The 14,006-nt window shown below is 61.6% G+C and carries 14 protein-coding genes and 1 pseudogene; 9 read left to right on the top strand and 6 right to left on the bottom strand.

Annotation, left to right across the window (positions count from 1 at the left end; all coding sequences use genetic code 11):
• From G6019_RS04480 to G6019_RS04470, 3 genes are all read right to left on the bottom strand, one after another.
• Window positions 1-825: LLM class F420-dependent oxidoreductase (locus G6019_RS04480; protein WP_182627107.1), on the bottom strand; the 825-nt coding region annotated here is incomplete at its 3' end.
• A 211-nt stretch (window positions 826-1,036) separates the two neighbouring features.
• Window positions 1,037-1,735 carry a DedA family protein gene (locus G6019_RS04475; RefSeq protein WP_231750339.1) on the bottom strand — a complete coding sequence of 233 codons (699 nt, stop codon included), beginning with the start codon at window positions 1,733-1,735 and terminating at the stop codon, window positions 1,037-1,039.
• A 163-nt stretch (window positions 1,736-1,898) separates the two neighbouring features.
• The gene (locus G6019_RS04470; protein WP_309230156.1) at window positions 1,899-2,165 is read right to left on the bottom strand and encodes a dihydrofolate reductase family protein; all 267 of its coding nucleotides are present in this window, start codon (window positions 2,163-2,165) and stop codon (window positions 1,899-1,901) included.
• Between the two features lie 568 nt (window positions 2,166-2,733).
• On the opposite strand from G6019_RS04470, the gene G6019_RS04465 reads away from it, so the two are divergent.
• Window positions 2,734-3,234 (top strand): hypothetical protein, encoded by a 501-nt coding sequence (locus G6019_RS04465; RefSeq protein ID WP_182612543.1) that lies wholly within the window; start codon window positions 2,734-2,736, stop codon window positions 3,232-3,234.
• A 522-nt stretch (window positions 3,235-3,756) separates the two neighbouring features.
• Here the strand turns inward: G6019_RS04465 and G6019_RS04460 are convergent.
• The gene (locus G6019_RS04460; protein ID WP_182612541.1) at window positions 3,757-4,506 is read right to left on the bottom strand and encodes a hypothetical protein; all 750 of its coding nucleotides are present in this window, start codon (window positions 4,504-4,506) and stop codon (window positions 3,757-3,759) included.
• 337 nt (window positions 4,507-4,843) lie between these two features.
• Here G6019_RS04460 and G6019_RS04455 point away from each other — a divergent pair, with 337 nt between their 5' ends.
• Window positions 4,844-5,902, top strand: coding sequence for a TerC family protein (locus G6019_RS04455; RefSeq protein WP_182612539.1), 1,059 nt, complete (start codon window positions 4,844-4,846; stop codon window positions 5,900-5,902).
• Between the two features lie 98 nt (window positions 5,903-6,000).
• Here G6019_RS04455 and G6019_RS04450 read toward each other — a convergent pair whose 3' ends face one another.
• Window positions 6,001-6,426, bottom strand: coding sequence for an organic hydroperoxide resistance protein (locus G6019_RS04450; RefSeq protein ID WP_182612537.1), 426 nt, complete (start codon window positions 6,424-6,426; stop codon window positions 6,001-6,003).
• A gap of 132 nt (window positions 6,427-6,558) precedes the next feature.
• Here G6019_RS04450 and G6019_RS04445 point away from each other — a divergent pair, with 132 nt between their 5' ends.
• The 7 genes from G6019_RS04445 (at window position 6,559) to G6019_RS04415 (ending at window position 13,396) form a co-directional block, all read left to right on the top strand.
• Window positions 6,559-6,786: a hypothetical protein gene (locus G6019_RS04445; protein ID WP_241725873.1), complete on the top strand. Its 228-nt coding sequence runs from the start codon at window positions 6,559-6,561 to the stop codon at window positions 6,784-6,786.
• A 717-nt stretch (window positions 6,787-7,503) separates the two neighbouring features.
• Window positions 7,504-8,631, top strand: a complete 1,128-nt coding sequence (locus G6019_RS04440; protein WP_182612533.1) for a DegT/DnrJ/EryC1/StrS family aminotransferase — start codon at window positions 7,504-7,506, stop codon at window positions 8,629-8,631.
• 38 nt (window positions 8,632-8,669) lie between these two features.
• On the top strand, window positions 8,670-9,644 hold the full coding sequence (locus G6019_RS04435) for an ATP-grasp domain-containing protein (RefSeq protein ID WP_182612531.1): 975 nt from the start codon (window positions 8,670-8,672) through the stop codon (window positions 9,642-9,644).
• A complete protein-coding gene (locus G6019_RS04430; RefSeq protein ID WP_182612529.1) occupies window positions 9,641-10,339 on the top strand; it encodes an HAD family hydrolase in 699 nt (232 codons plus the stop codon). The genes G6019_RS04435 and G6019_RS04430 overlap by 4 nt, the downstream gene beginning before the upstream one ends.
• Complete coding sequence (locus tag G6019_RS04425) at window positions 10,336-11,565, top strand: polysaccharide pyruvyl transferase family protein (protein ID WP_182612527.1); 1,230 nt, start codon at window positions 10,336-10,338, stop codon at window positions 11,563-11,565. Before G6019_RS04430 ends, G6019_RS04425 begins: the two co-directional genes overlap by 4 nt.
• A gap of 4 nt (window positions 11,566-11,569) precedes the next feature.
• On the top strand, window positions 11,570-12,220 hold the full coding sequence (locus tag G6019_RS04420) for a sugar transferase (protein ID WP_182612549.1): 651 nt from the start codon (window positions 11,570-11,572) through the stop codon (window positions 12,218-12,220).
• A 150-nt stretch (window positions 12,221-12,370) separates the two neighbouring features.
• Entirely contained in the window at window positions 12,371-13,396 is a 1,026-nt protein-coding gene (locus G6019_RS04415) for a glycosyltransferase (protein ID WP_182612525.1), read from the top strand.
• A 367-nt stretch (window positions 13,397-13,763) separates the two neighbouring features.
• Here G6019_RS04415 and G6019_RS04410 read toward each other — a convergent pair.
• A pseudogene (locus tag G6019_RS04410) lies at window positions 13,764-14,006 on the bottom strand (hypothetical protein); the annotation flags it as partial.

Genomic DNA, 14,006 nt, shown 5'->3' with positions numbered 1-14,006 from the left:
GGCGAGCTCCGCCTCGTCCCGGCCGCAGCACAGGACCAGGGCCGCAGAGTGCAGGATGTCCCCCGGCGCCCGACCCCGCTCCGCGCACGCCTCGTCGACGCGGCGATACTGGGCGGCCGCGGTGTCGACGTCGGCGAACGGCACGTTGAACTCGTGGGCAAACCTGGCGGCGAGAGCGGGGGTGCGGCGTTTGCCGAACCCACCGACGATGACCGGCGGCCGCTGCTGCAGTGGCTTGGGCAGGCCGGGAGAGTCGACCAGGTCGATCCGCTTGCCGCGGATCGTGACCGTCTCCCCCTCGGGAGTCGACCACAGGGTCTCCAGAGCGCCGAGGGTGTCCTCGAGCATGTCGAAACGCTCGCCGAGGGGCGGGAAGGGTATGCCGTAGGCGGTGTGTTCGTCGTCGTACCACCCGGCCCCCAGGCCGACGTCCAGGCGGCCCCAGGACATCTGGTCGACCTGCGCGAGCGAGATCGCCAGCGGACCCAGGTGGCGGAACGTCACCGACGTGAGCAGGGTGCCGAGCCGGATGGAGCTGGTCTCCCGGGCCAGGCCCGCCAGGGTGAGCCAGGCGTCGGTGGGCCCGGGCAGGCCGCTGGCGTCGCCCATCTTGAGGTAGTGGTCCGAGCGGAAGAACGCCTCATACCCCAGGTCCTCGGCCGCGCGGGCGACCGCGAGCTGGTCGGCGTAGGTGGCGCCCTGCTGGGGTTCGACGAACACGCGCAGCGCGACCGTGCCGTCAGGCGTGCGGTGGGCGGCGGAGCTGGGCGCGGCGGAGACGGCTGCGGTGGGGCTGGGTGCGGTGGGGCTGGAGTCGGCTGGCATGACGTCCACAATGCCCCCGCCCGATCGTGCCTGCACGGCCCGCTACCCGTCGAGTGGTCACTTCTGATCGCGTTCTCCCAGGTGGCGTGCCGGCGAAGCCGTCAGATGTGACCACTCGAGGAGTGGGCGTCTCCATTGCTCGTCGTGTCCCGGGAGCGGCACCAGGCTAAGGCGGCCATCCGCTCGAGCGGCTGACGCGGGGCGGTCGCGCTCACTGCACGCTGACAGCGCGTCGGCGCTTCATGAGCCGCCGCACTCGCTTGACCACAAACCAGACCACCAGGGCCGCGATGATCGCCAGCACCGCGTTGGACAGCATTCCACTCCACCGTTCCAGGGCGGGCCTGATCGCCGGGCCAAAGGCGAACCCGGCGCCTATCCAGATCGCGTTCCACACCCCGGATCCGATGAAGGTGTACGCGGTGAATCGCAGGACGGGCATCCGGCTGATCCCTGCGGGTATGGAGACGAACGAGCGCACCAGGGGGACGCAGCGCCCCAGGAGCACGGCCACGCCGCCCCACCGTTGGAAGAAGGCCTCCGACTGGTCGAAGTCCTCGTGGTCGAGCAGCGGGATCCTGCCCACCAGGCGCCTGGTGCGGTCGCGGCCGAGCGCGGAGCCGACGGCGTACCAGATCCACGCTCCGAGCAGGGCGCCCGTGGTGGCCGCCGCCCAGGCGAGGGTCAAGCTCATCCGCCCCTCGTAGGCGAGGAACCCGGCACCGGGCAGCACCGCCTCGGACGGGATCGGAGGGACGAACGTCTCGAGCAGGACCGCCAAGCCCACGCCGAGCTCGCCCAGCGTCTCCATGAGGTTCAGAACCCACCCGATGAACCCACTGTAGTCGGCCGAAGGGTCGATCGGTGGCGCCGCGGCAAGGGTGATCACATCGATGTCCGTTTCTCCCACGCTCGGGTTCTGCCGAGCGTCTCTGGTCGCCGAACCGGGCGATCACGGCCCGGTCGCGGTGCAGCACATGGCCTGCGACCGTTGGAGCGTACCGACCGACACCCCGGGTTTCGCTGAGAGACTTTCTGCCGCCTACCGACCGCCGCCTGCCCGGTGATCGTGCCTACTGCTGCGCCCGCCCCCTCGGCCGGTACACACGGCCGAAGCTGCGCGGGCTGTCGTCGTAGATCTCCACGAGCTCCCAGTCGACCCGTCGGCCACCGGGAACGTCGAAGATGCGGATGCCGTCACCCAGGAACACGGGCGCCACGAACACCTGCAGCTCGTCGATCAGGTCGTGCTCGAGGGCCTGCCGCGCGATGTCGGCGCTGATGATCTGCACGTTGCGGTCGCCGGCGATCTCTCGTGCGCGCCGGACGGCCTCGACGATGTGGCAGTCGAGGGCGGTGACGCCGGGATCGTCGGCCAGCTCGCCGGGTCCGACAGAGTCCGCGTGACCTATCGAGGATCAGAAGCGGCTTTGGTGAGAAGAAGCTCAGATTAACCCGTGAATGTTCACGCGGCGAACCAGTCTGTGAAAGTGGGCTCGTGAACAAACGGAGAGGGCAACGAACCCCTGGCGTCGGAACCACTCGCGCCGGCCACACTGCGGACCGCCGGGTGGATGCGGAGCGTCCGGAGGCAGAGTGGGCATGGTGGCCCACCTTCGAGCACTACTGCGCACCCGGTTCCACCCCGTGGGGCGTCTCGTCCCAGCTCATGACGATCGAGCGGACAATCGATCACCACGATGGCCCGGCTAGAAAGTGGAGCGTCATCGCGCGAAGAGACCGATCAGGCTGGACGTTGTTCTCCAAACGCAAGGACGGCCGCACGCAAAGGATCGACGAGCGTCAGATAGTCAAGTACGACGCAGCAAGGGCCGGTGGGTCACGTGGCAATCTGGGTTCGGTCCCACCCGAGAATCAGATCCGGGTGCAGACACGGAACCTCGACTCATGACCTCCCCAACCGTGCATCGGCAATCGCCCACCCGCCGACGACTCGGCCTCGCTCTGGCGGTAGCCGCAGCGGCGACCGCCCTCGGCCCGACGACGGCCACCGCCGCCCCGGCCAACCCAGGGGACGTCGCGCCAGGGCTCGAGATCCCCCGCGGCATGCCCCAGATCGTCAGCGATGTTCTCGGTCCTGATGACCCGGCGTTCTGGAACCCGGCGATCTCAGGCACCCGGGTTCTGACCCCGATCGAACCCGGTGCCGAGGTGGCCTGCGCAACGGGGTTCGTCCCGGTCATCTCGTGCTCCACCGGCGGCAGGTCACCGTATGGCCCGGGGCAGCGCACGCTCGAGTTCGTCGACGTCCCCGTGATCGGCGGGGCACCGCTGCGCATCTGGGTAGATCTCCCCCGGTGGGGCGACGGATCCACGGGCGAAGGCCGCATCGCCGAGCTGACGCAAGAGGCGATCGTCTGGTGGCTCACCAACCCCACGCCGTCGTAGCCAGCACCCCGGGTTCCTCGACACAAGATCCGCCGCCCCGCGTGGCTGGGGGAACCCGCCCATAACGCCACCTATGGGCCCTCGCTCGATCCCGTGTCGCTGCCTGCGAGGCGCGGACCGGTGCACCGAGAGGCCGCGCCACCCACCTCGTGATCAGCACCGGGCCACCACCCGCCGCGCGGTCACACCCGCTCACGTTCTCCCAGGTGGGGTATCCCGAAAACCCACAGATGCGACCACTCGACGACCGGGTTCAACTATCTCCATCCCGCCCGGGGTCCTCTGTCACGCCCTCGGGCGGGCCCACTCTCCCACTGCCGCGCCAAGCACCCCGAATCTTCAGCTCCACCGACACAACGGTGCCGGCTCGCGGTATCGCGAGCCGGCCCCTGATACCGCTGGTCAGTCGGCTGCATATCGGGCGAGGCCGGCCTGCGCCGCCGACGCGCCGAACAGGCCATACGACGCCCGGGTCAGACCGAGCAGGGCGACGACGACAAACTCCGCCGCCGCCCCGCGAGATCAGCTTCCCGCCATGCCCCCGATCAGCTGCCCCAGGTCGAGCCCGTTGATCAGGTCGGCCGAGAACGTGGCGGGGTCGGCGCCGATGTTGCCGAGAGCCGTCGACCCGGAGGTCACCGAGCCCAGGCCCAGCCCGTTGAGGCTGCCGGTCACTACCTCGGTCGGGTTCGGCTCGCGGATGGTCACGCAAGTGTTGATGGGGTTGGCCACCTTGCGACCGTTCGCCAGCACCAGGGTCATCGCGGCGCCCGTGTTGAGCACGTCGCCCGGGGTGGCGGTTGCGGGGACGCGGTAGGTCGTCTCGAGAGTGGCGCGCGCGTTGCCGGCGGTGGTCCAGCCGGCGCCCGAGTAGCGGACCGAGTTGGTCGCCGAGTCGCGGATCACGTCGTTGGTGACGGTGGTCCACGTCTGACCGCCGAGCAGGTACCACACGCTCGAGCGGGCTTGGACCAACTCGAACCCGGCCGGGTGGAAGTCCTCGATCCCGGATACCAGCGCCCCTGCACCGCTGACCGTCGTCCGGAACGTCACCATGCCGCCGGGCGCCGCGGTCCCGTCGCCCACGACCTCTTTGTTGAGGTGGTAGTCGGTCCACAGGGTCGAGGGGTCGTTGAACGTCACGGTCTGGGCGGTGGCGCACGAGGAGGGCGCTGCGCTGGCGACCGCGGCGTTGGTGCCCACCGACAGCCCGGAGGCGATGAGCAGTGCGGCGGCGCCGGTGGCGATGGAGCGGGTAGTGCGTGAGGTCATCTGGATCCTGTCTGCAGGCGAGGGGGCGGCGGGCCCGCTCGGTGGCGTACGTGGTCGGCCGTGGGACGCGGGGTACACGTGACAGCGCGTTGACGGCCGACCTCACCTTAAACTCTTTTTAGGAACTTCACCGAGGTAATGCCCACAATGGGCGCATTCTTGGACGAGCGTCAGACCGCGCCTTGAGCCCGCCCGATTCCTGCGCTAACCTTGCGCCACCAGAAGGGGAGTATCCCTCACACACTTCGTCGTCACTACGGTCCCCGGACCCGGCGGAGCGGGCTCGATAGGAGCCGGGAGAGACCTTCGATCACCCACTGATCGAAAGGTCCCACAAATGAACACACCCCTCTGGCTCTGGCTCGCCGTCTTGGCCTTCATCGTCCTGATGCTGGCGATCGACCTCGTCGCCCACCGCAAGGCTCACGTCATCGGCGTCCGCGAAGCCGCCACCTGGTCGGCCGTCTGGATCGCGCTCGGAGTGGGCTTCGGGGCGATCATCTGGGCCGTCTGGGGCGCGAAGTTCGGCCAGCAGTACTTCGCCGGCTACCTCATCGAGAAGTCCCTCGCGGTGGACAACGTCTTCGTGTGGGCCATCATCTTTGCCCACTTCGCCGTCCCGGCCCAGTTCCAGCACCGCGTGCTGTTCCTGGGCGTGCTCGGGGCGCTGGTCTTCCGTGGGATCTTCATCGCCGGCGGCGCCGTGCTGATCGCCAACTTCTCCTGGGTGCTCTACCTCTTCGCCGCGTTCCTCCTGTACACGGGCGTCCGGATGATCCGCCAGCGCGATGAGCACCTCAACCCCGATCAATCCCGCGTGCTCGCGGCGTTCCGCCGCCTGATCCCCATGACCGACGCCTTCCACGGCCAGCGCCTGCTGGTCCGCAAGGGCGGGCTGATCATGGCCACTCCCCTGCTGGCCGTATTGGTACTCATCGAGACCACAGACATCGTCTTTGCCGTCGACTCCATCCCCGCCATCTTCGCCGTCACCGACGAGGTGTTCCTGGTCTTCACAGCCAACGCCTTCGCCATTCTGGGGCTGCGGGCGATGTACTTCCTGCTGGCCGACCTGGTCCACCGCTTCGTCTATCTCAAGATCGGGCTGGCGCTGATCCTGATCTGGGTGGGCGTCAAGATGATGCTCAAGATCGACGTGGTCTACATCCCGACCGCCCTCTCGCTCGCGGTGATCGCGACCATTCTCGCCGTTTCGGTGGTCGCCAGTCTGCGCGCCACGAGAGGCCAGGGCGCGCAGGGCCTGCCCACGCCGACCGAGCCCCCGTTCCGGGTCGCCACCGCCGAGGAGGACGCCGCCCTCGAGCCCCTCTGGCGCCGGCGGGAGCGGTCGACCCGGGAATCGGACCGCGACCGTGAGCAGCCCACCCGGGCCTGACCGACCACCGACGAAGGAGGAAGAACGACGACGACGACGAGGCGGCCGCCACCCCGATCGCATGCACCAACGGGAGTGCAGGCCATGCGGGCAAGGTGTCAGTCGTCGGAGACCGAGACGCTGACCTCGATGTTGCCCTTGGTGGCGCGGGAGTAGGGGCACAGCTCGTGGGCGAGCTGCGCCAGCTCGTCGGCCTTCTCGGACTCCAGGCCGGGGATCACCACTTCGAGGTCCACCGCCAAGTCGATGCTCTCCTCGCCCGACCGCACCAGCGAGACCCGGGCGCCGACCGACGAGCCGTCGATCGCGACCTTCTTCATCCGCGCGGCGCTCTGCAGTGCGGAGTGGAAGCAGGCGGCGTACCCGGCGGCGAACAGCTGCTCGGGGTTGTTGCCCTCCCCCGAGCCGCCGAGCTCGGTGGGCGGGGCCATCTCCAGGTCCACGGCCTTGTCGGCGGTGGCGACGTGGCCGTCGCGGCCTCCGCCGGTGGACAGGGCTTCGACGGTGTACAGAGGATCTGCCATGAGAAGTGCCTCCTGGGTTGGGGGTGCGAATGCGGCCCAAGGTACGCCTCGCCGGGCAGTGGCACCGTTCGCCGCAGGATGCTTAGGGTGGAGGCGCGACAAGGCCGCGAGCGACCCACTTGCCTCAGAGTGATGAGTCGGTGGAACGAGGAGGAGTCTGAGATGTTTGCCGAGGACCGCCCCGATCCGGATGAGTACACCCCGGAGCCGGATCCCGTCACCGCAACCGAGGAGTACACGCCCGAGGTGAGCGTCGACGACCCCACCCGCGAGGCCAATCCGGCCGACGTGGCGGAGCAACTCTTGGTGGTGCCTACCGACTATGAGGTCGACCCGCAACTCGCCGACGACGAGGACTAGCCGCGCGACACAGGCCGCCGAGACGGTCTCGGGCAGTCTGACACGCTAAGGTCAATAGTGGCTCATTGCGCCGATAACCGGACCCACCTTTGGGATAAGCGCCGGAGTGGCAAGGTTTGCGATGCTCTAGCTCCATGGCCTGTCCGTTTTTTCTAAGCCACCGTGCCTGCTCACCGCCCTAGATCAGCCTCCTCGGGCGCGTCACTCCTACACCCTTTTCGAGACATTCCCCCTCTCGTCGAACGGCGCTTCTAATAATCTAAGAGCTATCGCCGACGCCGCGGACGGGTCGCACCGGTTTGCTCTGGACGAAAGGCCGCGCACCAACCGGCGAAGGCAACACTTCCCGCCAAACCGAATGGCAACCACAGCTTCACGCAACTGCGTTGCACAATCCACTTAGCTCGCCCAGCCTCCTCCAAACCAGTAACCTCTGCGCGGCACAGAAGCCACGATACCCCCGAAAAGGGCCTAAACCCCCACCGATACCAGTAACCACAGCACAGGCATTGCGCCGACGTCCAGCGGGAACCGGAAGCGCTCGCGCACCCAGGTACCGTGGCTGGCAGAAGGGCACACCACAACCCGCCTACTCGGCAGAACTGCCGTATCGACCCCTTCCCGCCTCTCTTCATGCTGACCCCGCCACACCAACCAGACCCAATTCGGGTCGTTGGCTCCTAAGCTTCAATCCGTGTCCGACAACCGGAAGGCCCCATGAGCGAGCGAATTTTTATGTCGAAAGCCGATATCTCAGACGCCGAAGAAGAGGCTGTCCGCCGAGCCATCCGGTCAGGCTGGGTAGCACCGCTTGGACCGGAGGTCGACTCGTTCGAAACTGAAGTCGCGCAGCGTCTCGGCGTGAAAGGGGCACTCGCCCTATCCTCGGGCACGGCTGCGCTCCATCTCGCCCTTCTGCACCTTGGGGCACGACCGGGTACAGCAGTGGTGGTGTCATCGATGACATTTGCCGCATCGGCCAATGCGATAGCATACACCGGCGCTGAGCCAGTCTTCATCGACTGCCAGGACGACGGGAATATTGACCCAGATTTACTTTTCCAAGCGATCGACACTCTCCACGCAGAAGACACCGAAGTCGTTGCTGCGATGACCGTCGATCTCCTGGGCCGTTGCTGCGACTATACCGAGATCGAGGCGGGATTAGCAAAGCGCGGCGTACCCCTGCTCGAGGACGCCGCAGAGTCCCTCGGCGCTAAACACGCCGGAACCCCCGCAGGATCTTTCGGACAGGCCGCAGCACTCTCGTTCAATGGCAATAAGATTATGACGACGTCAGGCGGGGGAATGCTAGTGTCTAATGATGCGAGTTTGATAGACCGAGCGAGATACCTTTCGACCCAGGCTAGACAACCGGTGCCGTGGTACGAACACACCGAAATCGGTTACAACTATCGGCTATCAAACATCCTCGCAGCGATCGGCCGAGCACAATTAACCCGGCTTGACGAAATGATTAATCGTCGCCGAATAATTCGCCGCCAATACATGGACGCATTCGTCGATTTCGACATCAGGTTTCTAGGAACTGGCAGCAAAAGCCGCGAAACCGAGGAGAACTGCTGGCTTACTGCCATCATTCTGGGCGATAGCATTTCACACACTCCGGACCAGATAATTAGCATAATGAACGACGCCAATATCGAAGCGCGGCATCTCTGGAAACCGATGCACATGCAACCTGCCTTCGAAACCGCGCGTAGCTTTACCAATGGCAACGCAGAGAAACTATTCCGTAAAGGGATAACTCTACCCAGCGGGTCTGAGCTTACAGACACCGAAACGAATCGAGTAATAGAAGCTTTGCAGATACTTTCTCTGTGAACGACCGGAACCACTACATAAAACTGAAAGGAATTGGGATGGGAAACATTCTCATACTCAGTGCGGGTCGGCGCGTGGAACTAGTGCAACGCTTCAGAGCAGCGGCGGCCGAACGCGGAAAGAACGAGTTAGTTGTGGCAGTCGATTCAGACAGATTTGCCCCAGCACTATACGCTGCCGATCACTGGTCACTAATCGAGCGGGTCGCAGCTCCGGGCTACATTACGAATCTGATAAGTCTAATCCTAGATTTTGATATAAGCCTGGTTGTGCCCACAATAGACACCGAGCTCTCCACCTTGGCGATTCATAGACAAAAAATCGAACAATTGACAGAAGCCCGAGTACTGGTCGCTAGCGAAGATACAATTAATACGTGCGCGGACAAGGTCCAAACTTCGAAGTTTATTCAAAGTATTGGACTAACCGTCCCCGCGCTTGTTCCAAACCCGACCCAACTTCCCGAGACTTCCTTCCCGGTTTTCGTCAAACCCCGGCAAGGAAGCTCCAGTATTGGTGCAGCCGCCGTGCACGACCAACAGCAGCTTGTGTCTGCCCTTCGCAAGACGGTCGACCCAATGGTGCAAGAACTTGCCACTGGACTGGAGTATACAGTCGACTGTTTCTCAGACTTCAATGGACGCCCCCTGTCGATCGTACCCCGCCAGCGGCTTGCAACTCGCGCGGGAGAAATCTCGAAAGGAAAGGTAGTCCGCGCGCCCATAATAGAACGGGAAGCTCGACACCTGCTCAATAGCCTATCCATACCCGGTCCAAGCACAATTCAATGCTTCTGGGACGAACACAATGTCCAGTTTATTGAAGTAAACGCCAGATTTGGAGGCGGGGCACCAATGAGTATTGCGGCGGGCAGCAACTCGATCAAAAAGCTCTTCAGGCTTCTCGACGGGGAGGAGTTGCCTTTTGACGGCGACTTCACAGCAGACTTGATTTTCCTCAGATATGACCAAGCAATTTGCATCGATGCATCGGGCCAACAGGTCAGCACATGACATGGGCGCTGCTGTTCGATCTCGATGACACGCTTATTGACGAGTGCGATTATCAAAAAAGCGCAGCAAACGCCATAGCGCACTACCTGGAAGCGACGGGCTTTCCTATTGAACTGGTATGCCAGGCAATTCGTTGTGCGGACCCACCAGGCTCCCCACGCCGATACCAGCAAATACTTCGCCAGATCGCCATGCCGGGCATCAATGTAACTGTAGACGACTTGATCCGTGTGCACCGCGAGCACTCCCCGATGCTCAGTTTTAGGCCTGACGTCCTTCCTATGCTTCAGATGCTGCAAGGCATCGACGTTCGTCTCGGGATAGTTACTGACGGCGCTGCGATTACACAGAGGAAAAAGCTGAACGCCGTAAATGCTGACTACTACTTCGATAGCCTTGTCGTAACTGACGAACTCGGCCCCAATCGATCCTACTGGAAACCTCACCCGAGACCTTTTCGGCTCGCGTGCCGACAGTTAAATGTCCCTCTTAGCAGAGCGATTTACGTGGGCGACAACCCAGAGAAAGACTTCCATATTTCCTCCGTCCTACCCGTCACGACGGTCCGGTTGTTGCGGCAAGATGGCATCCATTGCAGAAAGCGGTACCTCGAGGGTGTTACCGAACACCACTCTGTTACTGCGCTCACTGAAATCCCTGAATTAGTCAAATCAATCGGAGCGAGGGTAAAATGAAGCTGGGTTTCACGGGGCCATTCGCGGATGCAAATTTCGGCGATTACGGAATGCTAGTCAACAATCTTCACGCCATTCCCGATGCCCAGCAGATCTCGCTTTACTCTTATGACACCCGCGTTGTCGATAAGGTATTGGCAGAATACTTGCCGCATTCGCAGATGGAGAGCAAGGCCGTCGTTTTTGATAAAGCGAAAAGAGACTTACTTACTAAGAATGGCCGGCACCCCACTCCTCTTGAGATACTAAATGCAGTGTCTAACATCGAGGACTTATTCTCTTCGATAGAGAACCTGGACCGAATGGTCGTGAACGGCGGAGGGTATTGGAACGAGCTGTGGTGCCAACCTCACCGTTTGCCAAAGCTGTTGAGCATTCTGGCCCCAATCTTGATCGCCCAGACGCTCGGCAAACCAATTACTTTCACCGCCAATGGCTTCGGACCCTTTGGTTCAAGTTCGGCCTTTCTTACAGACATATTTCCGGCGCTGAATGCATCGTTCCACGTGCGGGACACCGTTAGTTCCGCCGCCGAGCTCCGCCGTCTCGGAATACCTGATTCGAGCATTACGTACACGCCGGACGACTTGTTCTTTTATGCATCCTCGCTGGTGGACCGTCCCTCCGGCATTTCTCCACGTGCGAGGCCGCACATAGTTCTTGAGACATATATGCCTGTCGCCAAACTAACTGAGATCAGACCCCAATTGGCATCTTTTGATCTAGCCATGAAGAACCGTGGGATCGACGTTGTCGTTCTTCCGTTCTATTCGGGACGCGGGGGCGCCGAGCAAGCAGCGTGGTTGGGTCGCGAATTTGGTTGGATAACGTTTGATTTCGGCGAACGAGACTTCCTCCGGTTGGAGGATGCGCGCGAACTTATTCGAACTGCCGAGTTGGTCGTGTGCGAGCGGTACCACGCAGCGGTCGTCGCTTTGGCTAACCGCGTCCCAGTCCTTCACTCTCTTCGCGATGTTTCGGGCGACAAACGGTACTATTACAGTAAGAGCTTGGGCGCTTCTTATACGGCGTGGGGGGATCAGTCAGTTGGTTCTCTGCATGCATCGATGGCGCTAGAGTTCGAGGAGGCGCTGGCGAGAGCTGAAGGAGAATATGAGAAAGTACGTTCCGAACAAATCAGAATGCATGAATCAGTTCCGGCATCGACACGCGGGCACTTTCGTCAGCTCCGACAGAATCTGATCACCGAAATTGGAAGTGCTTGAATCGATGAGTTTTTACACGATATTCGGAAAAAGGGCGATCGATATCGCCGGCGCAACTGCTGGTCTATTGATTTCCTCTCCAATCACTCTCGCAATCGCGGCATCCGTGAAGGCCGAGACTCGCGGACCGGTTTTCTATCGCCAGCAGCGCGTCGGCCGAGGCGGCGCCCCTTTTGGTATACTCAAGTTCCGCAGCATGTTAACCCCCGCAGATAGCCGTGACATCGATGGAAATCTCTTGGAGAACTATGCACGAGTCACTAAAGTGGGTAGGTTCTTGCGACGCTTCAGCCTCGATGAGCTTCCACAACTCGTCAATATTCTGGTTGGCGAAATGTCGATCGTCGGCCCTAGGCCCACACTGCAGTACCAGGTTGATCGCTATAGCGAGGTTGAAAGACGACGTCTCGATGTGAGACCAGGCCTAACTGGCCTGGCTCAAGTGAGTGGACGAAACTCGCTTACTTGGGGAGAGAAAATCGCAAAAGATCTAGAATACGTTGATAGTATCTCGCTGCTGACAGACTTGAGGATACTAGTGCGAACGTTCGCCGCGGTATTGGACCCTGATTCGACCGACTTCGTCGCGCACGACAACTTCAGTTCGCACAATAATGGCGATAGTTCCTCGGTTTGGAATAAGCAGGAAGATTGACAGACGTTTTCGCAGAGGGAGCTCACCAAGACTAGCGGTTGTGCGCTTAGTTATTGCAGCCATTAGCGGTGGGTGTGCGATAACGGCGCACCAACCGGTTAGCCAACTAGTATCTGAGTTCTTGCATTGCAGGAAGAAGGGGCTACTGTCATGCGGATCGGCATCGTCGCCAATATAGGCGCGCACTTTGACGCGTTCTGGGTGGACATCGTTGCAAGTTTGAGAGAGCAGGGTAACCAAGTTTTTCTGGCGGCCAGCGACCCGGCTCAACGTATTTCTTCTGTAGCGCTAGACGGAATTACTAGACGACCGTCGCTAACGAATTTCAAGGCGCGTCGCAGCATTCGTGAGTGGTCGAAGCTTCACGATCTGGATGTTATCGTGACCAATACGGCTACACCCTCGGCGCTCGTTCGCATGGTTAATCCTGGGATACCCGTCGTTTACTTTGCCCACGGCCTCCACTGGTCGAATCAGCGTACTATTACGGGCCTTGGGTGGAAAGGTATCGAGAGACTACTCGTGGGTCGAACCTCGGGATTTATCGCCATCAACGACGAGGACGAGGAATGGCTTCGCAAGTATGGAGGCAACGTTCCCATGCTTCGGCTAAAATACGGTGTGGGTCTCGACCTAAATGATTTCCCCTCTCTTCCGTTCCCGTCCGATCATAACTTGGTTTGGATCGGAGAGTTTACAGAGAGGAAACGGCCGTTGGAAGCGGTCAAAGTCATGAAAGATCTCGTTCGGAGCAATCCTCAGGCTCATCTTTTCATGCTCGGCAGGGGGCCCTTGAGGTCAGAAGTGTTGGCCCTAATCAGCAAGTATCGGCTGCAGACGTTCATAACGCTGCCTGGGCGAGTTCCGCCGATCGACTACTTTGCTCGCAGCAGGGCGTTACTTCACACTGCAACTTGGGAGGGCCTGCCGCGGGTGGCTCTTGAAGCTTTGGCGGTCGGTAGGCCAGTCATCGGGTACTCCATTAAGGGCTTGAATGGGCTACCCGGTACAGCTCTCGCGGGTGACGGAGAAATCGCTGAACTTACCGGTATTGCGTCCTCGGTGCTTGACGCGCCGGAGCTTTTTCAAACACAGATGGTGCGGGAGGAATTGTCTTGGCAAGACGTCGCTGATCGTCTCCCAGTCTTTCTTTCGGGTATTGTTCGAACTAGTTAATAAAGCGGTGTAGTAGGCGCCGACTGTTAAACTGTACTGTTTTGATCGACTAGTTTCGGCGGCACGCTGCTCGTCGCACAATCGATTTGTTTTGATCGGTCCTGTATCCTGCCCCACTATCTATGGAATCATGTCCAAGGCGCCCCACAAGCCTGCTAGAGCGAATCTCCGTCCCCCGTGATAGTGACTTCGCAGGTTTGGGCCCCTTCCGAGTGCTGAGTCTCAAGCTCTGGGTTTCGCGAGGTGGTTATCTGGGGTCGACGAGTTCGTCGGCAAGTTTTGGTGACGGTTCGACCGCCGCGTGTTGGGCTTCGTTTTCGGCGGGTGGGACGTTGCCGATCTCGCCGTGGATCCGTCGGTGGTTGAACTAGTCGATGTACTCGGCGACCGCGATCTCGAGGTTGTCGATGTCGAGCCATGGCCCCTCGTGGCGGTTACGGATGAGCTCGACCTTTAACAGGGAGTTGAAAGCCTCGGCCAGCGCGTTGTCGTAGGAGTCGCCGCGGGATCCGCCCGAAGCCACGAGATCCTGTTCGTCGAGTCGTTCGGTGTGGCGCAGCGCCCGGCATTGAACGCCGCGGTCCGACCTGACTTCCACAAGTTGACGCTG

The organism is Dietzia sp. DQ12-76 (assembly GCF_014145045.1).
GTDB lineage: Bacteria > Actinomycetota > Actinomycetes > Mycobacteriales > Mycobacteriaceae > Dietzia.
This window is presented reverse-complemented; position numbering and strand designations above follow the sequence as displayed.